The following is a 22,462-nucleotide window of genomic DNA, read 5'->3' on the forward strand; positions in this document are numbered from 1 at the left end:
AGCTAAGCGACTTCCATATCTCACAGGGGGCAACCCCCAACTACTTCCGGCGTTCTAGGGCTTAACTTCTGTGTTCGGCATGGGTACAGGTGTATCTCCTAGGCTATCGTCACTTAACTCTGAGTAATACCTACTCAAAATTGAATATCTATCAAATTCCAAGAAAACCTTCGCTTTCATATTCTCAGTTACTTTGGATAAGTCCTCGAGCTATTAGTATTAGTCCGCTACATGTGTCGCCACACTTCCACTTCTAACCTATCTACCTGATCATCTCTCAGGGCTCTTACTGATATAAAATCATGGGAAATCTCATCTTGAGGTGGGTTTCACACTTAGATGCTTTCAGCGTTTATCCCTTCCCTACATAGCTACCCAGCGATGCCTTTGGCAAGACAACTGGTACACCAGCGGTAAGTCCACTCTGGTCCTCTCGTACTAGGAGCAGATCCTCTCAAATTTCCTACGCCCGCGACGGATAGGGACCGAACTGTCTCACGACGTTCTGAACCCAGCTCGCGTGCCGCTTTAATGGGCGAACAGCCCAACCCTTGGGACCGACTACAGCCCCAGGATGCGACGAGCCGACATCGAGGTGCCAAACCTCCCCGTCGATGTGAACTCTTGGGGGAGATAAGCCTGTTATCCCCAGGGTAGCTTTTATCCGTTGAGCGATGGCCCTTCCATACGGAACCACCGGATCACTAAGCCCGACTTTCGTCCCTGCTCGAGTTGTAGCTCTCGCAGTCAAGCTCCCTTATACCTTTACACTCTGCGAATGATTTCCAACCATTCTGAGGGAACCTTTGGGCGCCTCCGTTACCTTTTAGGAGGCGACCGCCCCAGTCAAACTGCCCGTCAGACACTGTCTCCGATAGGGATCACCTATCCGGGTTAGAGTGGCCATAACACAAGGGTAGTATCCCAACAACGTCTCCTTCGAAACTGGCGTCCCGATCTCATAGACTCCTACCTATCCTGTACATGTGGTACAGACACTCAATATCAAACTGCAGTAAAGCTCCATGGGGTCTTTCCGTCCTGTCGCGGGTAACCTGCATCTTCACAGGTACTAAAATTTCACCGAGTCTCTCGTTGAGACAGTGCCCAAATCATTACGCCTTTCGTGCGGGTCGGAACTTACCCGACAAGGAATTTCGCTACCTTAGGACCGTTATAGTTACGGCCGCCGTTTACTGGGGCTTCAATTCATACCTTCGGATTACTCCTAAGCACTCCTCTTAACCTTCCAGCACCGGGCAGGCGTCACCCCCTATACATCATCTTACGATTTAGCAGAGAGCTGTGTTTTTGATAAACAGTTGCTTGGGCCTATTCACTGCGGCTGACTTAAAGTCAGCACCCCTTCTCCCGAAGTTACGGGGTCATTTTGCCGAGTTCCTTAACGAGAGTTCTCTCGCTCACCTGAGGCTACTCGCCTCGACTACCTGTGTCGGTTTGCGGTACGGGTAGAGTATGTTTAACGCTAGAAGCTTTTCTTGGCAGTGTGACGTCACTAACTTCGCTACTAAACTTCGCTCCCCATCACAGCTCAATGTTATAGAACTAAGCATTTGACTCAGTTCACACCTCACTGCTTAGACAGACACTTCCAATCGTCTGCTTTAGTTAGCCTACTGCGTCCCTCCATCACTACATACTCTAGTACAGGAATATCAACCTGTTGTCCATCGGATACACCTTTCGGTCTCTCCTTAGGTCCCGACTAACCCAGGGCGGACGAGCCTTCCCCTGGAAACCTTAGTCTTACGGTGGACAGGATTCTCACCTGTCTTTCGCTACTCATACCGGCATTCTCACTTCTATGCGTTCCAGCGCTCCTCACGGTACACCTTCGCCACACATAGAACGCTCTCCTACCATACCTATAAAGGTATCCACAGCTTCGGTAAATTGTTTTAGCCCCGGTACATTTTCGGCGCAGGGTCACTCGACTAGTGAGCTATTACGCACTCTTTGAATGAATAGCTGCTTCTAAGCTAACATCCTAGTTGTCTGTGCAACCCCACATCCTTTTCCACTTAACAATTATTTTGGGACCTTAGCTGGTGGTCTGGGCTGTTTCCCTTTCGACTACGGATCTTAGCACTCGCAGTCTGACTGCCGACCATAATTCATTGGCATTCGGAGTTTATCTGAGATTGGTAATCCGGGATGGACCCCTCACCCAAACAGTGCTCTACCTCCAAGAATCTTAATGTCGACGCTAGCCCTAAAGCTATTTCGGAGAGAACCAGCTATCTCCAAGTTCGTTTGGAATTTCTCCGCTACCCACAAGTCATCCAAGCACTTTTCAACGTGCCCTGGTTCGGTCCTCCAGTGCGTCTTACCGCACCTTCAACCTGCTCATGGGTAGGTCACATGGTTTCGGGTCTACGACATGATACTAAGGCGCCCTATTCAGACTCGGTTTCCCTACGGCTCCGTCTCTTCAACTTAACCTCGCATCATATCGTAACTCGCCGGTTCATTCTACAAAAGGCACGCTCTCACCCATTAACGGGCTCGAACTTGTTGTAGGCACACGGTTTCAGGTTCTATTTCACTCCCCTCCCGGGGTGCTTTTCACCTTTCCCTCACGGTACTGGTTCACTATCGGTCACTAGGGAGTATTTAGGGTTGGGAGATGGTCCTCCCAGATTCCGACGGGATTTCACGTGTCCCGCCGTACTCAGGATACTGCTAGGTACAAAGACTATTTAAAATACGAGGCTCTCACTCTCTTTGGCTGATCTTCCCATATCATTCTTCTATAATCTTTGAGTCCACATTGCAGTCCTACAACCCCGAAGAGTAAACTCTTCGGTTTGCCCTTCTGCCGTTTCGCTCGCCGCTACTAAGGCAATCGCTTTTGCTTTCTCTTCCTGCAGCTACTTAGATGTTTCAGTTCACTGCGTCTTCCTCCTCATATCCTTAACAGATATGGGTAACAGGTAGTACCTGTTGGGTTCCCCCATTCGGAAATCCCTGGATCATCGCTTACTTACAGCTACCCAAGGCATATCGTCGTTTGTCACGTCCTTCTTCGGCTCCTAGTGCCAAGGCATCCACCGTGCGCCCTTATTAACTTAACCTTACTTTTTGACCTTTCAGTCATAAACTCTTATTAATACTACAGCGTTTTCGGTTTATTTTCTTGTTACTATTTGATATAGATATTCAATTTTCAATGTGCATTACTTGGTGATCTCTCACCAATGGAGCCTAGCGGGATCGAACCGCTGACCTCCTGCGTGCAAAGCAGGCGCTCTCCCAGCTGAGCTAAGGCCCCACAAGACCTCTCAAGACTAAACAAGACCAATGTGCTTTCCTTATCCTTAGAAAGGAGGTGATCCAGCCGCACCTTCCGATACGGCTACCTTGTTACGACTTCACCCCAATCATCTATCCCACCTTAGGCGGCTGGCTCCAAATGGTTACCTCACCGACTTCGGGTGTTACAAACTCTCGTGGTGTGACGGGCGGTGTGTACAAGGCCCGGGAACGTATTCACCGCGGCGTGCTGATCCGCGATTACTAGCGATTCCGACTTCATGTAGGCGAGTTGCAGCCTACAATCCGAACTGAGACTGGCTTTAAGAGATTAGCTTGCCGTCACCGACTTGCGACTCGTTGTACCAGCCATTGTAGCACGTGTGTAGCCCAGGTCATAAGGGGCATGATGATTTGACGTCATCCCCACCTTCCTCCGGTTTATTACCGGCAGTCTCGCTAGAGTGCCCAACTGAATGATGGCAACTAACAATAGGGGTTGCGCTCGTTGCGGGACTTAACCCAACATCTCACGACACGAGCTGACGACAACCATGCACCACCTGTCACCTCTGTCCCGAAGGAAATCTCTATCTCTAGAGCGGTCAGAGGGATGTCAAGACCTGGTAAGGTTCTTCGCGTTGCTTCGAATTAAACCACATGCTCCACCGCTTGTGCGGGCCCCCGTCAATTCCTTTGAGTTTCAACCTTGCGGTCGTACTCCCCAGGCGGAGTGCTTAATGCGTTAGCTACGGCACTAAACCCCGGAAAGGGTCTAACACCTAGCACTCATCGTTTACGGCGTGGACTACCAGGGTATCTAATCCTGTTTGCTCCCCACGCTTTCGAGCCTCAGCGTCAGTTACAAGCCAGAGAGCCGCTTTCGCCACCGGTGTTCCTCCATATATCTACGCATTTCACCGCTACACATGGAATTCCACTCTCCCCTCTTGCACTCAAGTTAAACAGTTTCCAAAGCGTACTATGGTTAAGCCACAGCCTTTAACTTCAGACTTATCTAACCGCCTGCGCTCGCTTTACGCCCAATAAATCCGGATAACGCTCGGGACCTACGTATTACCGCGGCTGCTGGCACGTAGTTAGCCGTCCCTTTCTGGTAAGATACCGTCACAGTGTGAACTTTCCACTCTCACACTCGTTCTTCTCTTACAACAGAGCTTTACGATCCGAAAACCTTCTTCACTCACGCGGCGTTGCTCGGTCAGACTTCCGTCCATTGCCGAAGATTCCCTACTGCTGCCTCCCGTAGGAGTCTGGGCCGTGTCTCAGTCCCAGTGTGGCCGATCACCCTCTCAGGTCGGCTATGTATCGTCGCCTTGGTGAGCCGTTACCTCACCAACTAGCTAATACAACGCAGGTCCATCTGGTAGTGGAGCAGTTGCCCCTTTTAAACAGTTATCATGCAATAACTGTTGTCATGCGGTATTAGCTATCGTTTCCAATAGTTATCCCCCGCTACCAGGCAGGTTACCTACGCGTTACTCACCCGTTCGCAACTCATCCAGAAGAGCAAGCTCCTCCTTCAGCGTTCTACTTGCATGTATTAGGCACGCCGCCAGCGTTCATCCTGAGCCAGGATCAAACTCTCATTAAAAGTTTGAGTTCTCACTCATTTCTGTCACTGACAGATTTATTGTTTTTTCATTGTTCAGTACTATAACTTCCGTTATAGTGCCCTGCACATTGGTTCGTCTTGTTCAGTTTTCAAAGGTCTTTGTCGCGCTTGCGACAACTATATTAGTATATCACAGTCATTTTTCTCTGTCAACAGGTTTTTTTAACTTTTTTAAAATCCTATCAACCTTAACCGCGATACACCCATAGTCCGTACGGGATTCGAACCCGTGTTACCGCCGTGAAAAGGCGGTGTCTTAACCCCTTGACCAACGGACCCTGAGCTTGTCAACTCTTTCTATTATACCTACTTTTTGACGCTTGTCAACTGGTTTTTCTGATTTTTTGTAAAATTTTTGTTTTTATCTTTTCCTGCATATTAACTACCGTCTAATAAACTTACTCTTTATATAAGATAAAACACTATTAACTTTTTATTATAAAATAGGAGAGATCTTGATTTAAAGTGTAAAACGAAAAGCCCACTGTTGTAGGCTTTTCGTAAGATATTTCTTAAAATTAAAGCATTTTGTTGTAGAATTCAACGATAAGTGCTTCGTTGATTTCTGGGTTGATTTCATCACGTTCTGGCAAACGAGTCAATGAACCTTCCAATTTGTCAGCGTCGAATGATACGAATGCTGGACGTCCAAGGGTTGCTTCAACAGCTTCAAGGATTGCTGGAACTTTCAATGATTTTTCGCGAACTGAGATCACTTGACCTGGAGTTACACGGTATGAAGGGATATCAACGCGTTTTCCATCAACAAGGATGTGACCGTGGTTTACGAATTGACGTGCTTGACGACGAGTAGTCGCAAGGCCAAGTCGGTAAACAACGTTATCCAAGCGACGTTCCAAAAGAAGCATGAAGTTGAAACCAAGGATTCCACCTTTGATTTTTGTAGCTTCTACGAACAAGTTACGGAATTGTTTTTCACCAACACCGTATGTGAAACGAAGTTTTTGTTTTTCAGCTAATTGCAAACCGTATTCTGACAATTTTGAACGGTTATTTGGTCCATGTTGACCTGGTACGTAGTTACGACGTGCCAATTCTTTACCTGTACCTGTAAGTGAAAGGCCAAGGCGACGAGCTTGTTTCCAAGATGGTCCTGTATAACGTGACATATGTATGTCCTCCTGATATAAATAATATTCGGTGGAAATAGTCACTTAGAAAGCCCTGATTCGTGCAGATGCCCTTCGCCTAAACAGCCAAGGTTACTTATCATAAGACACCTGTTGACGAGCTTCATGCTTGCCTGCTGCTATTTCACACAAAGGATATTGTATCATGAATCCGTCGATTTGTAAAGAGATTTTACGCCTTTATTTCAAATTAAGGCAGAATGTGAACTTGCTTCCTAAGCCATATTGACTTTCTGCTGTGATTTTGCCACCAAGCTAATAGGCCAATTCTTGTGCAATCGCAAGACCTAATCCATGCCCACCTGTCTTCATATTTCGTGAAGTTTCTACACGATACAATCGGTTAAAAATTTTTCCCAAATCTTCAGGAAGGATACCCTGCCCCTCGTCTTTCACACTGATTGTCAGCTCTTGTTCTGTTAATTGAGCAAGAACCTCGATTCTGGTTCCTGGTTCTGAATATTTAAAGGCATTGTTTAACAAATTGACCAGAATACGAGAAAGTTTGTCAGAATGGCTCTTGATTTTCGCCGACTCAGGTGATACTTGAATGTAAACATCCCGCTCCTCTTGTTCAATCTGGAGTTGAAATTCACTCATTGACTCAATCAACAGCTGATCTAAAAAGACCTCTTCGACTTCTTCATCAGCAGTATCTTGAGGTTGTCTGTTAAGAGTCAAAACATCCAATTCCTCCACTAGCTTGTTTAGACGCTCAGTTTGCCGACTAATCGTGGTTAAATAGTGGAACCGCTCCTCTTCTTTAATCACTCCATCTAGAATTCCCTCCACAGTAACCTGAATGGAGGTAATGGGAGTTTTAATATCGTGAGAGAGCTGCGCAATCATCATTCTCTTTTCTTGCTCGCTCTCATCAAGTGATTGAAAGGTAGCCTGCAAATTGTGGGACATGTCATTAAAAGCCTGGCCTAGCTCTTGAAATTCTAATGGGCCTTTGGCTTCGATTTCTGTACTGAAATTCTTGCTTGCTATATCCTGAGCTTGTTTTTTCAAATGTTTCAGAGAAGAGAAAACGGGCGACAAAAGAAAGATGCTCACTGCAGCGCCAATGAAACTAGCAATCAAGGTCATTCCAACTAGAAAGTAAACTTCACTTTTATCAATCAACATTCGTTGGATTGCCCAGAAAACAACCAAAATCGTTAGTAGAGTCGAAACTAGATACCCCACTAAAATATAGCTTTTTAATTTCATTTTTTTCCTCTCGGTCTTTCCATCTTATAGCCCAATCCCCAAACAGTTTTGATAGCAGGAGTGTTTAAATTCGTATACTTACTCAACTCTTGTCTCAAAGCATGAATATGAACATTGAGTGTATTGGTATCATCCACATAGTCCTCTTGCCATACCTTCTCATAAAGTTCAGTCTTTGAAAAGACTCTCTCAGGATTGCTGGCTAATATCCATAGAAGTTCAAAAGATTTCACTGTCAATTCCAAAGGCTGTTCCCCAATGCGAACCTCATGAGTCACATGGTTGATCACTAAGTCACCAAACTCAATTTGCTCGGTCTCTCCGCCACGACTAAGGCGGCGCAAGATATTATTCACTCTCAAAACCAATTCCCGTGGGCTAAACGGTTTAGCTATAAAATCATCTGCCCCCAAACTTAATCCATAAATCTTATCTTGTTCGCTTGTCTTAGCAGTTGTAAAGAGAAAGGGTTGATCAGGAGCAATATACTGAACTTCACTGATGAAATCATAACCGTCCATATTAGGCATCATGATATCTGTGATAATGAGGTCGATAGTTTTTTTCTAAAAAGTTCCAATCCTTCCTTACCATCATGGGCGACTAAAACATCGTAGCCTGCCTGTAAAAGATAGCGATTTTGAATATCTAGAATATCTATCTCATCATCAACCAACAAAATTGTCTTTTTCATCTGACACTCCTTTGACAAAAACAGTGTTATACTTGCTTTAGTATAACACTATTTTCCGTAATGTTTAAATGATTTGAACCTTAATCTTCTCTTTTGGTTTTCCAACCCAAAAATCCAACAAGACCGGCCAAGGCGAGTCCAAAGAATCCAAGAGTAGCCATTGAGGTTTGGGCTTCACCGGTATATGGAAGCATGTCTTTTTGGTCTTTCATTTGATCAACCATCATTGGACTTGACACCTTGTTATTAGATGCCATCTTGCCTTCATCAGACGCTTTGCTTGAGGCTGCTAGAGCTTGGTCTTGTTTCATGCTTGGTGTTGCCATTGGCTGGCTAGCGTTCATGGTTTTGTCCTGCTCTTTGCTAGGCATCATCTTATCCTGGCTAGCAGCTGGCATTTGAGATTTCATATTAGACGCATCTTGATGACTATTTATCATTGGAGTCGGCATAGCTGAACCATTAGAAGATGGAGCAAAGCCTGACTGCATCGGAATAGGGGACTGTTGTCCGTTCAAGTTCACTGTCAAATCCTTAGTCGCTACGAGGTTGCTCAAATCTGCTTTGCCATCTTTCGCAGCATACACTTTAATAGTAGCTTTATAGCTTTGAGTGCCGTTTTATTTCAAGAGGTCAAGAAGCTCTTTATCTGATTTTCCTTGAGTACCTGCCAAATCGACTTCATAGAAGTAAAGGCCTTTGCCCAATTTCTCTACTGGTGGGAGAACGGGATTTTTTGCTGAGCCATTGTCTGACCACGGAGCCTTGTCAGAAGCTTTTAAGATGAGGCGAGTCAACATACCGTCACCAGCGAAGAATTCATATGGAATGACTTGGTTAACACCGGCTGTGAATGGACCTGGGAAGTTAGCCTTGTCCAAGTAAGAAGCTGGGACATCTACTGTATCTTTGGTATTGTCGGCCACACCTTTTTGAACTTCAGCTGGAGTGGTTGCTGGTTGAGCTTCACTTGCCTCACGGTCTTGTCTAGAGACTACAGGAGCAGAATTTGTTGCAGGTTTAACCGTATCTTCTGTTTGTTTCTTAGATTCTGGTTTTGCTTGCACTTCTTCTTTGGGAACTACTACTTGGTCTTTATCAGCTACATCCGCTTTTTCTGAAGAGCTTGTGGTGTCCACACTTGCTTGAGGTGTTGGAATAGACTGTTCTGAAGGAAGAGCTACATCGACTGCTTTTTTGAGAACCTCTGCTGGTAAGTCCCCCTTTTCACTCACCGAGGCGGCGTTTGGCACGACTTGAGCAGGAGTCGGATTGACGACATCAGCACGTGCAGAACTTGGTTGACCAGCTAGGACAAAGAAGCCACTAGCCACAACAACTGAAGCTACACCGACACTGAGACGGCGAATAGACCAGCGAGTATATCTTTGATTGGGATTGGATTTCATAGGATTCTCCTTTGATATGTTTTTGATGATTTAAGTATAATCTCCTAAAATTAAAAAGGATTAAGAAAAAGTTAAAATTTTTCTTAAATCCTTCTTATAAAATACTTATATTGACTCAATAGTCACTAGAAAAAAGAATAGTCATTTTTCTTTTAATCATTGAGGTGTGCTAGATTATCCAAATATTGGTTATTAATCACCGCCATGATATAGGTATCAGGTTTTAATAAGTCATCCGGCCCAAATTGAACGTCTAGAGGAGCATTTTCATAGTCACGAAAACCTAGGATATTGAGATTGTATTGTCCTCGAAGGTCTAGTTGACTAAGGCTTTTGCCTGCCCACGATTGTGGAATTTTCATCTCAACAATAGAGACATTTTTGTCCAACTGAAAAACATCAACGCTATTATTAAATAAAATAGTCTGCGCCAACGAACGACCCATCTCATATTCTGGTGAAATAACTGAATCTGCGCCAATTTTTTCAAGGACTTTTTTTGCTGTATGGCTTTTAACCTTAGCAATAACAGTTGGTACTCCTAGACTCTTGCAATGCATGACTGCAAGCACACTAGATTCTAAATTTTCCCCAGTTGCCACAACAACTGTATCGCAGGTATCAATTCCTGCCGAGAGCAAGAGCTCTTCATCTGTTATATCTCCAACAACTCCACGTACCAAGACAGGTTCGAACTGATTGATTCGCTCCTCATGGTCGTCAATGGCGATTATATTTATATCATGCTGAGCGAGAGCGGTAAGTACACTACTCCCAAAAATTCCCAAACCTAAAATTCCAATTGTCCGATCTGACATAGTTTATCCTTTCTTATCCTATGGTAATATCTGCTTTCATATAGTGGATCATATCTTTCTTATCTGGTTGATACTCAGCCAAACTAACTAATAGCGTCAGTGGCCCAATTCGTCCGATAAACATCAGTAGCATGATAATGCTAAGAGCTAATCTGCCTAACTCTGGTGTCAAATTTGCAGTTACTCCGACCGTAGCAAGGGCAGAAATTGTTTCGAACATGATGTAGATAAAGCGCGGATTCCCCTCAGCTGTTATTCCTACTAATATTAAGCCCGCTAAAAAAGTTATCAAGAAGATGATAAAAACACTGAAAGATTTTTGGACTGTACGAGGTAAAATTGTTCTCCGAGCTACATTGGCATGGGGTAATCCTAAAAGCTCACTGCGTGCAAAGACCAATAATACAAAGAAGGTTGTGATTTTAAGCCCGCCGGCTGTTCCACCAGGCGCCCCACCGAGAAACATTTGTAAGATATAAATCAGCAAAGTAACAGGCCGAGCCTGGGTAAAATCAATAGAAGCAAAACCCGCCGTTCTCATGCTAACTGTTTGGAAAAAACTGACTAGCAATTTATCAGGGATGCTGAGATTCCCAATCGTTCCCGGATTGTTCCACTCTATCAAGAGGGTTGAAACTGTTCCAGTAAATAAAATTCCTGCTGTCAAGAAGAGAACCAACTTGGTATGGAAGCGAAGCCGACGTTTTTTCTTGCTCAACTGCGTGGCCAGGTCAAACCAAACCATGAACCCTAGACCACCTGTGATGATCAAAGCAGCAAGCACTAGATTAATCAAAGGATCAGTTTGAAAAGCTACTAAACTTGTACTTCCAAAATTATCAAAACCAGCATTACAGAAAGCTGAAATAGCTACGAAAATAGAGGTGAAAATTCCTCGGCCCCAACCAAATTCCGGAACAAAACGAAAACTTAACAGGAAGGCTCCGAGTCCTTCAACGATAAAAGTCGTCAAGAAAATCGAACGTATGAAAACCATTAAAGACTGAGTTTCTCCATAACTAAAGCTCTCCAGAATTGTTTCACGGCTACGAAGACTGAGCTTTTGCTTACTTTGAATATAAAAGACCCCTATAAAGGTCATGAGACCCAAACCACCAATCTGGATCAAAAACATACAGATTAACTGGCCCCAGATATTGTAGGTTGAAGCTACTGGTTGAGTAAAGAGTCCTGTCACACAGACCATGGATACTGCTGTAAAGAGATGGTCGAAATAGGTCGCTTGGGAGCTTGTTGCTTGCACAAATGGCAGACTCAAAAGGATAGAGCCTGCGAGAATAACCAAAGCAAAACTTAAAAAAATTCGACGAGCAGGTGATAAACGCCCCAAGGTCGTGTTTATTTTTTCCGAAAATGATTTGAATAACATAGTTACATTGTACCATAAAACAGTTAAAGCAGTCACATATGACTAACGATTTCAAGACAGAGTTCTAAGGCCTTGTCAAAAGCTTCTGAACCCCAATCGCGGCTATCATAATTTTCTAAATCCGCTAGAGAGTCGGCTGTAAATAGAAGTTGTCCCCAAACAATTCCTCGAAGCTGGGCAACTGCTGCAAGAGCTGCACACTCCATCTCCACAACTGCACAACCTTCTTCCTTACGATAGGCAACTTTTTCAGTTGTTTCTCGGTAAAAACCATCTGTCGACCAGGTCATCACCTCTTGATAAGGAATGCCTAGTTGTTCCAAGACTTGCTCGATAGCAGAAATCGCTTCTACATGTACATCCATATAACGAGAAGGCGCTACATAGTGGTAGCTGGTTCCCTCATCTCGCAGAGCGCGAACAGGAACGAGAAAGACATTTTCCTCTATATCGGCTAGGACTCCACAAGTACCAGTGGAAATGATTTTCTCCACACCATAGCCAATCAACCAATCCATAAACTGGGCTGCAGGAGCAGAACCAACAGGAGCCTGGGCTAGACAAACTTTTTCGCCTTTGTAGTCTATGACATAAACTGGATAGGTTTTAGTGGCAGAAACAAACTCCCCTACGCACTCTGCTTCTATTTCCTGAGCATAGCGGTCAATCTCTTCTTCCAAAAATGCATAGATGCACTTCTTTGGTAACTGTAAATCCAAGCCTTCGTGATTGGGCATAATGACTGCCTGAGGATTGGCATCAAACTCTAAAATAGGAATGGCATGTTTCTGAATCATAGAATACCTCCTCTAAATTTGTACTATTATAACAAAAGCAAAACGAAAGTCAAGACGGGAGGCTAAGTCAAATCAGAAAAAACTACCTTGAGTAGGAAACAACCATTAAATGCTTTTTCCCTACTAATAAAATTGCTATAGTTTAGGAATTAGTTTATAATAGATTGAATTTGAAAAAGGGAGGTTCTTATGAAATTTTATTCATACGACTATGTTCTAAGCCAAATCAGTCAACAGAATTGGGTCATGATTATTGTGTCGACATTCTTAGTGATTGTGACTGGATTCTTTGCATTTAAGGCTTTCAAAGATAAAAAAGGGAGCAAGTTCCGTGAATTATCGATCATTTCTATCTTGACTTTAATTGCTTTTGTATTGATTAGCATTACGAATTTCCAAACTAGTCAATCCAATGATAATCAATTTCGTAGTTCCTTACACTTCATCGAGATTGTATCAAAAGAGTTAGGTGTTGATAAAAAAGATATTTATGTCAATACTTCAGCTACTACTAATGGAGCGATTATTAAGGTTGGCAACAATTTTTATCGCGCCATTAGCGGGACTGCCCAAGATAGCTATTTATTAGAAAAAATGGAACTCTATAAATCAGATGTTGAACTCGTGGAGGTTGAAAAATGATAAGCTTTTTTGCTACAATTGCGATTAAATTAGCCTTGGGGCTACTTTCTCTTGTTTTTGTTATTAACGTAACAGGGAAAGGAAATCTAGCACCAAGTTCTGCAGTAGACCAAATACAGAACTTTGTTCTCGGGGGTATTATCGGCGGGATCATCTACAATAGTTCAATCACCATCATCCAATACATTGTTATCCTCATTATTTGGACTATTCTCATCTTACTCCTTAAATGGTTGAATACCAATATTTCCTTTTTCAAACACTTAATTGACGGGAAACCAACTATTATCATTAAAAATGGAACATTAGATCCAGAAGCCTGCCGCTCAAAAGGTCTTGCAGCTGCAGATGTAGCTCTAAAATTACGCGCTCAAGGAATCTTCCAACTAAAAGACGTCAAGCGAGCTGTGATTGAGCAAAACGGACAGTTGATTGTCGTAAAAATGGGTGACGAAAATCCTAAATATCCAGTGATTACCGATGGTGTTGTCCAAGTTGAAATCCTAGAAACCATTGGCAAATCTGAGGAATGGCTAACAGAAAAATTGAAAGAAGAAGGTTTCGAAGAAGTCTCTAATATCTTTATCGCTGAATATGATAAAGGTCAATTGAACATTGTAACCTATTAAAAAATAAACTGATACTTTTCGTATCAGTTTTTTGCTTTTTGACAATAATGGGTATATACTTAAGTTATTATCTGATGGATTTTAGATGATAAAATAAATTAACGGAGGTATCCCCCATGTCAATCGAAGAAAAATTCAACCAAGCTAAAGGTTCTGTTAAAGAAGGTTTTGGTAAACTAACTGGCGATACAAAAACTCAAGCAGAAGGAGCTGCAGAAAAGGTAGCTTCAAAAGCTAAAGAAGTTGCTGAAGATGCTAAAGAAGCTGTCGAAGGTGCAGTATCTGGCGTGAAAAACATCTTTAAAAAAGATGGAGAATAATTCTTTCTCGTCCTAATATCATAAAAATCTCCCTTCTCTTTCGAGAAAGGAGGTTTTTATTTTATGGGTGTTCTCCAGGTGCCCCACCACCAGGGCCACCATTTCCTTGAGGACCACCACCAGGTGATCCTCCGCCTCCAGGAATAGAGTTAACGATTTCAGTTTGTTTTTCACCATTGAGGTAGATATCTCCACCTGTATAGCTAGCTATTCCGTCAAAGTCAAAACCTGTCTGACCAGTCATTTTAATGGTACCGCCTGTGACCGTGATATTCCCATTTGAGTCAATCGGATCTGTGTCTCCTTGGCCAACTTCAACTGTCAAGTTTCCACCATTCATAGTAAAGAAGATTTCACTTTGTTGGGCATTTTTGTTGGCTGCATTAACACCATCATCCGTTGAATAGATGGCGATATCTCCACCGTTGATAGTAATTGACTTACCTTCAAGCCCTTCTGTAGAATTCTTAACGGTATAGGTACCACTATCAATAACCAAATCACCTGATGCGTGGATACCATCGTCCCCTGCAGTAACAGTAATGGTATTGTCAGAGAGATACATGGTTCCTACAGATGTATCGTCATCATTATCTACCTTGACCCCATCTTCCTTGGCATCGATAGTCATGGTTGTGCCAGTAATATTGAGTTCATCATTGACATTAAAGGCGTCTCCGACTGCCGTGATGTTGTAGGTTCCGCCTGTGATGTGAAGTGTATCATTTGCCTTGATACCATTATTTTTCTTGCCATCTACATTAAGAGTTCCTTTACCATTGATGGTCAAGTCCACTTTAGAGAAGAGGGCTGTATCAGCTTTTTCATCGCTATTAGAAGCAGAATCTGACAGGCTATTGGTTGTACCATCTGCTAGAGTTAAGTAAACATGACCGGCTGATGTGGCAGAAATAGCTGCATTGGTATTGGTCATGGTAACGCCATTTAGAACAATATGTACATCATCAGTCTTTTCAGCTTCAATTTTGATTTGAACACCGTCAGATTGACCTGAAATCACATAGGTACCAGACTTAGAAATTGTGACGGTAGAATCTGATACGGCAACTCCGTCACCAGATACTGTCGCTGTTGATCCTGACAGCGTTACAGTTGATGCAGACTTTTCATCATAAGAAGTATCATAGTCTTTATCCGTAAAATAGCTAGTTTTCTTAGCATTTGTAGTTGATGTGGTGCTTGTTGCGGTATTGCTAGTTGTTGAATTTGATGTTGACTGGGCACATGCCGTCACCAGAGACAGAGTAGCAATCGTCGTTAATAAGAAAGTCCATTTTTTTGTTTTCATACTAGTTTCCTCATCTTCATTTTACTTAGTATCATTCTATAGAAACTCCCTAAAAATATCCTAAATTTTTTCTGAAAATTTTCTTAAACCTACTTAGCACTATTGATAAGTAAAATCATTTACAAATAAAAAGAACAGCTTTTCGCTGTTCTTTTAGTTTTCTTTAACTGGAATTTCCTTGATAACTCGTGCTGGATTTCCTGCAAGGACTACATTGTCGCCAAACGACTTAGTAATAACTGCTCCTGCACCCGCAACAACATTGTCACCTAACGTAACTCCCGGAAGAACGGTGACTCCACCACCTGCCCAGAAATTTTTACCAATCGTGATTGGTTTTCCAAATTCTAAACCCGAATTTCGTTCGTCGGGATCCAGGGGATGAAGAGGTGTTAAAAATTGGCAGTTAGGACCAATCATGGCATTGTCACCAATGGTAATTGGACAAACATCCAACATGGTTAAATTCCAATTGGAATAAAAATTTTCTCCCAAATAGATATTGACACCATAATCCACCACCAAACGAGTATTGACATAGAGATTTTCACCAGTTGAGCCAAACCATCCTTTGATGATTTCCAAACCTTTTACTGGATCGACTTCTTCATTAAATGAGGCTTGCTTTTGTCGTGCTATTTGTGCTAGAGCACGAAGTTCTGGATCGAACGGGTGATAGGGTTCTCCCGCAATCATTTTTTGATATTCACTTTTCATCGTTTGACTTCCTTGTTTGCTTTACAAGATTGTAGCATAGTTCTATCCTTTAGACAAGCAGCAAAGAGATTAAAAAAACTAGTACATCTAATGATGTACTAGTTTTTAAGTAGAAAGTTAACTATTTTCTTTAAAAGTCAGATTAGTCTTCTTTCTTTTTACGAGCGATAAGTCCAAATCCACTCAAGACACCTACTAAACCAAGGGCAGCAAGACTAGCATGATCTTCAGTACCAGTATTTGGCAATTGGTCAGTTGTCCAAACGACCTCTTCAGCAACTGGGGCTGGTTTTTCTTGAACTGGTGCTGGCACCGGAGCTGGTGTTGGTGCTGGCGTTGGCACTGGTGCTGGCGTTGGCACTGGTGCTGGCGTTGGCACTGGTGCTGGTGTTGGCACTGGTGCTGGCGTTGGCGTTGGTGTTGGATTTGGTGTTGGTACTGGATTTGGAGTTACAACTTTCTTGTAGATGTGTTGGATGTTTCCATTTGCATCTACAACAGTCTTCACAAATTCATAACCTGGAATATCTTTCTTAGGTTGTTCGCCATCTTCTGTTGGGTAACCTGGAATTGGTTTACCATTTTCATCAACATATGAAGTTGTTACTTTTTCGTAGACATGGACTGTATCTCCGTTAGGCAATTTCTTAGTTTCAACGAAGCGGTAACCTGGGATATCTTTCTTAGGTTGTTCACCGTCTTCTGTTGGGTTACCTGGAATTGGTTTACCATCTTTGTCTACAAACGTAGTAACTGGGGTTACAGTTGGGGTGTAAGTTGCAGAAACTTTTGTTCCGTTAACATCTTCACGCACAACTGTCACTGATGGAGCAGTTCCAGTAAATTCTGGTTCTGGTTTAAAGGTTACTGTTCCATCTGGAGCTACTGTGTATGTACCAACTCCTTCAACAGTCTTAGTTGTTGAACCATCTTCAAATGTAGCTGGAACATCATTATTCATAGGCACATCTGGGTTACCTGGTGTGAAGGTTGGTTTACCAGATTGTTCTTTACCTTTTGGTCCAATAGATGTAGCTGGTTCCGCTGTTGGTGTTACTGGAGTTACAGTTGGTGTGTACTTAGCTGTAACTGGCGTACCGTTCTTGTCAACACGTTTAACAGTCACGCCTGTTCCTGTTCCTGTGAATGATTTTTCTGGTACGAATGTAACGGTTCCATCTGGAGCTACAGTATATGTTCCTTCACCTGGAATTACCTTAGTTGTTGATCCATCTTCGAAGGTTGCAGGTGTATCATCATCCATCGGTACATCTGGGTTACCTTCTGTGAAAGTTGGTTTGCCTGTTTGTGTCTTACCTTGGATATCTGTTGATGTTGCTGGTTCTGCTGTTGGTGTTACTGGAGTTACAGTTGGTGTGTACTTAGCTGTAACTGGTGTACCGTTCTTGTCAACACGTTTAACAGTCACGCCTGTTCCTGTTCCTGTGAATGATTTTTCTGGTACGAATGTAACGGTTCCGTCTGGAGCTACTGTATAAGTTCCTTCGCCTGGAATTACCTTAGTTGTTGAACCATCTTCGAATGTTGCAGGTGTATCATCATCCATCGGTACATCTGGGTTACCTGGTGTGAATGTTGGTTTACCTGTTTGTGTTTTACCTTGAATATCAGTAGATGTTGTAGGATCAGCTGTTGGAACAACTGGAGTAATCTTAGGTGTGTATGTTGTTTCAGCTGGAGTGCCGTTGGCATCTTTAGCTTGAACTTTAACTGGAACGACTTCACCTGAGTAAGATTTATCAGTTGGTGTGAAGGTTACAAGGCCTGTTTCTTTATCAACTGTGAAAGTACCGATTTCTTTACCTTCTGGTGACTTAGCAACTACTGATTCTGCTGGTTGGCCATTTTCGTCAAGAAGAGTAATAGTATCTTTGTCGATTGGTGCAACTGGGTCACCTTCTGTGAAGGTTACTGTTCCAGTTTGAACCACACCTTGAGGTGCTTCTGATTCAGCTGGAGTTGCTGTAGGAGTTACTGGAGTTACAGTTGGTGTGTACTTAGCTGTAACTGGCGTACCGTTCTTGTCAACACGTTTAACAGTCACACCTGTTCCTTTACCTGTGAATGATTTTTCTGGTACAAATGTTACTGTTCCATCTGGTGCTACTGTGTATGTACCTTCACCTGGAATTGTCTTAGTTGTTGAACCATCTTCAAATGTTGCTGGAACATCATCATCCATTGGTACGCTTGGGTTACCTTCTGTAAAGTTAGGTTTACCTGTTTGTTCTTGACCTTGTTTGTCAGTTGATGTTGCATCTTCAGCTGTTGGTTTAACAGGAGTTACTGTTGGGGTGTATGTCGCTGAAGCTTTTGTTCCGTTCTTATCTTCGCGGACAACTGTCACAGATGGTGCAGTTCCAACGAATGACTTCTCAGGAACAAATGTAACTGTTCCGTCTGCTGCTACTGTGTATGTACCAACACCTTCTACTGTCTTAGTTGTTGATCCATCATCAAATGTTGCTGGAACATCTTCGTTGATTGGTACACGGCTATCACCCTCAGTAAATTCAGGTTTACCTGTTTGTGTTTTACCTTGAATATCTGTTGTTTCTGCTGGTGTTGCAGTTGGTTTAACAGGAGTTACTGTTGGGGTGTATGTCGCTGATGCTTTGGTTCCGTTCTTATCTTCACGAACAACCGTCACAGCTGGTGCAGTTCCAACGAATGATTTTTCTGGGACAAATGTTACTGTTCCATCTGGTGCAACCGTAAATTTACCAACACCTTCTACTGTCTTAGTTGTTGATCCATCTTCAAATGTTGCTGGAACGTCTTCGTTGATTGGAACAGTCTTTTCAACACCGTTAACTTCAACTGTACCACCCTTGAATTCAGGTTTACCTGTTTGTGTTGCACCTTGAATATCTGTTGTTTCTGCTGGTGTTGCGGTTGGTGTTACTCCTACAACAGTTGGGGTGTATGTCGCTGATGCTTTGGTTCCATTCATATCTTCGCGGACGACTGTTACTGCTGGTGCAGTACCTACAAAGTTTGGTTCTGGAACGAAGGTTACGGTACCATCTGCAGCAACCGTGAACTTACCAACTCCATCTACTGTTTTAGTTGTTGAGCCGTCATCAAATGTTGCTGGAACAGTCTCATTGATTGGAACAGTCTTTTCAACACCGTTAACTTCAACTGTACCACCCTTGAATTCAGGTTTACCTGTTTGTGTTGCACCTTGAATATCTGTTGTTTCTGCTGGTGTTGCGGTTGGTGTTACTCCTACTACAGTTGGTGTGTACTTAGCTGTAGCAGTCTTAATGTACTCTTCTTGAATCTTACCGTCTTTATTTCGACCAACTGGAGCTGACAATGTAACTTCTACACCTTTTGCTTTACCCGTAAAGCTAGGTTCTGGAGTGAAGGTTACTTCACCTGTTGAAGGATTGATCGTGTATGTTCCTTCTCCCGCTACTGTTACAGATGTCGCATCAGTAGTACGACCAGTTGTTGGGTCTACCAACTTAGCAGGATATTCTGCGCTTGGAGTGACTGCAATCTTGTCACCTTTTGCGTTAGTAGCAGTTGTGTTAAAGGTTGGTGTTTCTTTTTGAGTTGCACCTTGAATATCAGTCGATGTCTTGTCAACCCCTTCGATTTCAATCGGAGTAACTGTTGGGATGTAAAGACCATCCATAGTATTCAACTGACCATCAATGTTTGCTTCTTGATCTGGGAATTTTGATGACCAACCCGTATCGTAACCATTGTTATCTACACGACGGATAGAGATACCATCTGCAGTTCCTAGGAAGTTATCTTCTGGGATAAACTCAACGTCTACGTCTTTACCATTGGCAGTGATCTTGTATTTCCCTTGACCTGGTACGACATAGTAACCTTCAGCATCAAGAGTTGCACGGTTCCCATCTTTGTCAACGATGTATGGTGCTACTGTTTCGTCGATGACTGCCTGAGAGTCACGTTGATACTTGTGCTCTCCACGTGCTGTAAAGGTTACTGTTGCTGTTTGTTTAGTAGCTTGAGGGCCAGAAGTTTCCTTGAATTCCCCTTTTGGTGGGTGGGTGATTTGAGTCTTGAAGTCTTCTACTTCCCCTGAGAAGGCCATGCCAGTTGGGCTTTCGATCTCGTTCTCTTTCTTAGCGATACGAACACGAGCACCTAGCTCTTTAACGCTTGGGTCGACGTAAGTCTTGCTGTTTGCAAAGGTCAACTCAACAGTGCCATCTTGTGTGATTGTAGCGAGATTTGAGCGTTCATCCTCATCGAATTTACCATTTTGGTTAAAGTCTACCCAACCATAGATATGTGCTTCTGAAGCTCCATCCAAATGGGCTTGAACTGACATCTTGTAGTTGCCTGGTTTGGTACGGTCCATCTTGATCATCTCATTGGTTGTCCCTTTGAGTTCATCTGGAAGCAATTGATCAATTCCTTCATCGGCTGTAGTTGCCTTATCATCCCCGGACCAGTCAAGAGTTGTATTTTCATCCATATCTGGGCTTACGCTACCAAGATACGGTTGATTTACTTTAGCTCCAGTAACACCATCTACAGTTGCAATGCTATGCATCGCCTTGCCGTATGACTCAGGAGCATCTCCTTCATCAATTGGGAAGAATCCTAGCATTGCTGACTGTTTACCACCTGAAGCGATGTAAAGTCCCACTTCAGATGCTCCACGTGTCATCACAAGGGGAACTGTTCTATTTCCTTCAGAAATGTTTGGTCCAAAGACACCAGTTCCTAGACCACCCGTAACTTTGTCAGGATTTCCAAAGTACTTCCAGGCTACTGGTTTCTTATCTGGACCAACTTGATTAGAATCACGAAGTTGTCTTAGGTTAGTGTTATTATATTTAGGTTTAGATCCCAGAAGGTTCTCTGTATCTTGTGTTTCATAAGGAACAGAGGTAGCTAGTCTGTTATTCTTTTTCCATTCTCCAATATGTTGCCAACCTTGTCCATTGGTAGTGAACATAACAAATTCACCAGGGTTAGCAGACTCTCCATCAGCCATGACAACAGCTGGCTTCACTTTCTTGCCACGGAAGGTTGCAGAAATTTCAAATTGAACTCCAATATTCCCACCATTATATGCAGAACCCATGGTAGTCTTTTTGGCTTTCGTATCAACATTTTCATGTTTAATTTCAGTCCAACCGTTTTGGGCATCAGCGATAACGTCAGCTTCTTTTCCTTCATTAAAATTTTGCTTAGCAAGTGGTGAAGTGACTCCGTTTACATATCCATTTTTTGCATTTGGGTCATAGGTTGCTTTTTCGGCTTCTGTAGCCCCTTGGTCTTCCATCCGCTTTTTATAGATCTCAGTTGCTTGGAATGGTTTCAAGGATTTGACTTTTACAGTGACTACATAACCAGGCATGATTTCCTTGGTATAAGTAGCCCCTTCTTGAAGAGCTAAGACCTCTGTTAGCTCATCTGGTTTAAGTTCATTTTTAGCGACTTTGATTGTTTTCGCACCTGTCCAGTTAGCTACATCTCCAAAGTCCAACCATGAGATTTGGCTAGTCATAGATTTGGCATCAACATCTGTTGTAAAGCCAGGTTTTTCAACTTTTGGAGTTGAAGTTGCATCTACAACGTCTGCACCAATTCCAGTAGCTGTTGCAGTATCTGCACGGAAAGCTGTGTTTTTATCAATCTCTTTTCCATTACGAGGGTCGTTTTTCCCTGTATTTGCGATTGCGTTTGTACCTTCAGCTGGTTTTGTGTTTTCTGCAGGTTTCCCTGTAGTGGCTTCTGTTGTAGCAGGAGTTTCAACTACTGGTTTTTCTACTTTAGCTACTTCCTTGTTTTTAAGTTTCGCATTGACAGTCGTTACGAGTGATTGGTAAGCTGCGTCAAGTTCAGCTTGGCTTGTAGCAGTTGCAAGAGCATTTTGAGCGTTTGCAAGACTTGCTTTGAGAACTTCTACACTCTCATCTGTCTTGTTACTGTATTTACCATTTGCCAAATTTGCTTCAACTTCAGCAACATAAGCTGCCAATGTTTCAGTCTTAAGCTCAGGTTTTACCTCAGTTGAAACAGCAGGAGCCGCTTCTGCTTGGTAAGTCACTTCTTTAGCTGTTGTTGCTTCAGTCGCAACTGGAGTTTCAACTTTACCGACTTCTGTCGTTGCTGCAACCCCATCAGCTTGTTTTTCTTCCGTCACTTCATCGGCACCAACACCTGTGGCAGTTCCGAGCATCACTAACGTTCCTAGTAGGACCGAGCAAACTCCTACATGAAGTTTACGGATCGAGAATCGACTGATTCGGTCGTTAAACAAATCATTTTTCACGATTTTTTCCTCCATTCCCCTTTTGGGAGTATATTTTTTTATCATTTATGCATTGTTTTTTACAAAATCCTAAACATGCAACTGTCTTATTTTATCATGACAAAGTCTAAAAAGCAAAGCTTTTTGCTCACTTTTTTCAAAATGAAATTAATATGTTTTAATTCCAT

General features: G+C 42.9%; 11 protein-coding genes, 2 tRNA genes, 3 rRNA genes and 3 pseudogenes. 3 read left to right on the forward strand and 16 right to left on the reverse strand.

Annotated features, from left to right (window positions below; all coding sequences use genetic code 11):
* Position 1: 1 nt before the first annotated feature.
* From rrf to ACXYSN_RS07985, 13 genes and pseudogenes are all read right to left on the reverse strand, one after another.
* Positions 2-117 (reverse strand): 5S ribosomal RNA (rrf, locus tag ACXYSN_RS07925).
* Positions 118-193: 76 nt separating this feature from the next.
* Positions 194-3,095: ribosomal RNA gene (locus ACXYSN_RS07930) — 23S ribosomal RNA — on the reverse strand.
* A gap of 124 nt (positions 3,096-3,219) precedes the next feature.
* A tRNA-Ala gene (locus ACXYSN_RS07935) sits at positions 3,220-3,292 on the reverse strand.
* Between the two features lie 50 nt (positions 3,293-3,342).
* Positions 3,343-4,888, reverse strand: a 16S ribosomal RNA gene (locus ACXYSN_RS07940).
* The 16S, 23S and 5S rRNA genes sit together here with 2 tRNA genes alongside, the layout of an rRNA operon.
* A 227-nt stretch (positions 4,889-5,115) precedes the next feature.
* Positions 5,116-5,187: transfer RNA gene (locus tag ACXYSN_RS07945), tRNA-Glu, on the reverse strand.
* Positions 5,188-5,427: 240 nt separating this feature from the next.
* Positions 5,428-6,039, reverse strand: coding sequence for a 30S ribosomal protein S4 (gene rpsD / locus ACXYSN_RS07950; protein WP_006144803.1), 612 nt, complete (start codon positions 6,037-6,039; stop codon positions 5,428-5,430).
* Between the two features lie 201 nt (positions 6,040-6,240).
* Positions 6,241-7,275: pseudogene (locus ACXYSN_RS07955) on the reverse strand (sensor histidine kinase).
* Positions 7,272-7,969 (reverse strand): annotated as a pseudogene (locus tag ACXYSN_RS07960) (response regulator transcription factor). Before ACXYSN_RS07960 ends, ACXYSN_RS07955 begins: the two co-directional pseudogenes overlap by 4 nt.
* An 80-nt stretch (positions 7,970-8,049) precedes the next feature.
* Complete coding sequence (locus ACXYSN_RS07965; RefSeq protein ID WP_458636721.1) at positions 8,050-8,460, reverse strand: LPXTG cell wall anchor domain-containing protein; 411 nt, start codon at positions 8,458-8,460, stop codon at positions 8,050-8,052.
* A gap of 18 nt (positions 8,461-8,478) precedes the next feature.
* Positions 8,479-9,378 (reverse strand): annotated as a pseudogene (locus ACXYSN_RS07970) (SSURE domain-containing protein); the annotation flags it as partial.
* A gap of 152 nt (positions 9,379-9,530) precedes the next feature.
* A complete protein-coding gene (locus tag ACXYSN_RS07975; RefSeq protein WP_458636683.1) occupies positions 9,531-10,196 on the reverse strand; it encodes a potassium channel family protein in 666 nt (221 codons plus the stop codon).
* Between the two features lie 13 nt (positions 10,197-10,209).
* Complete coding sequence (locus ACXYSN_RS07980; RefSeq protein ID WP_458636684.1) at positions 10,210-11,586, reverse strand: TrkH family potassium uptake protein; 1,377 nt, start codon at positions 11,584-11,586, stop codon at positions 10,210-10,212.
* A gap of 32 nt (positions 11,587-11,618) precedes the next feature.
* A complete protein-coding gene (locus tag ACXYSN_RS07985) occupies positions 11,619-12,383 on the reverse strand; it encodes a nucleoside phosphorylase (protein ID WP_458636685.1) in 765 nt (254 codons plus the stop codon).
* A 189-nt stretch (positions 12,384-12,572) separates the two neighbouring features.
* On the opposite strand from ACXYSN_RS07985, the gene ACXYSN_RS07990 reads away from it, so the two are divergent.
* From ACXYSN_RS07990 to ACXYSN_RS08000, 3 genes are all read left to right on the forward strand, one after another.
* A complete protein-coding gene (locus ACXYSN_RS07990; RefSeq protein ID WP_458636686.1) occupies positions 12,573-13,025 on the forward strand; it encodes a DUF3290 family protein in 453 nt (150 codons plus the stop codon).
* Complete coding sequence (locus ACXYSN_RS07995) at positions 13,022-13,654, forward strand: DUF421 domain-containing protein (protein ID WP_458636687.1); 633 nt, start codon at positions 13,022-13,024, stop codon at positions 13,652-13,654. The genes ACXYSN_RS07990 and ACXYSN_RS07995 overlap by 4 nt, the downstream gene beginning before the upstream one ends.
* A gap of 116 nt (positions 13,655-13,770) precedes the next feature.
* Positions 13,771-13,974 carry a CsbD family protein gene (locus tag ACXYSN_RS08000; RefSeq protein ID WP_000020982.1) on the forward strand — a complete coding sequence of 68 codons (204 nt, stop codon included), beginning with the start codon at positions 13,771-13,773 and terminating at the stop codon, positions 13,972-13,974.
* Positions 13,975-14,035: 61 nt separating this feature from the next.
* Here the strand turns inward: ACXYSN_RS08000 and ACXYSN_RS08005 are convergent, their stop codons facing one another.
* The 3 genes from ACXYSN_RS08005 to ACXYSN_RS08015 all read right to left on the reverse strand — a co-directional run bounded on the left by ACXYSN_RS08005 (position 14,036) and on the right by ACXYSN_RS08015 (position 22,310).
* Positions 14,036-15,283, reverse strand: a complete 1,248-nt coding sequence (locus ACXYSN_RS08005; protein ID WP_458636688.1) for a carbohydrate-binding domain-containing protein — start codon at positions 15,281-15,283, stop codon at positions 14,036-14,038.
* A gap of 153 nt (positions 15,284-15,436) precedes the next feature.
* The gene (locus ACXYSN_RS08010; protein ID WP_458636689.1) at positions 15,437-16,000 is read right to left on the reverse strand and encodes a sugar O-acetyltransferase; all 564 of its coding nucleotides are present in this window, start codon (positions 15,998-16,000) and stop codon (positions 15,437-15,439) included.
* A 142-nt stretch (positions 16,001-16,142) separates the two neighbouring features.
* Entirely contained in the window at positions 16,143-22,310 is a 6,168-nt protein-coding gene (locus ACXYSN_RS08015) for a CshA/CshB family fibrillar adhesin-related protein (RefSeq protein ID WP_458636690.1), read from the reverse strand.
* Positions 22,311-22,462 lie beyond the last annotated feature (152 nt).

The organism is Streptococcus sp. V869 (genome assembly GCF_054353515.1).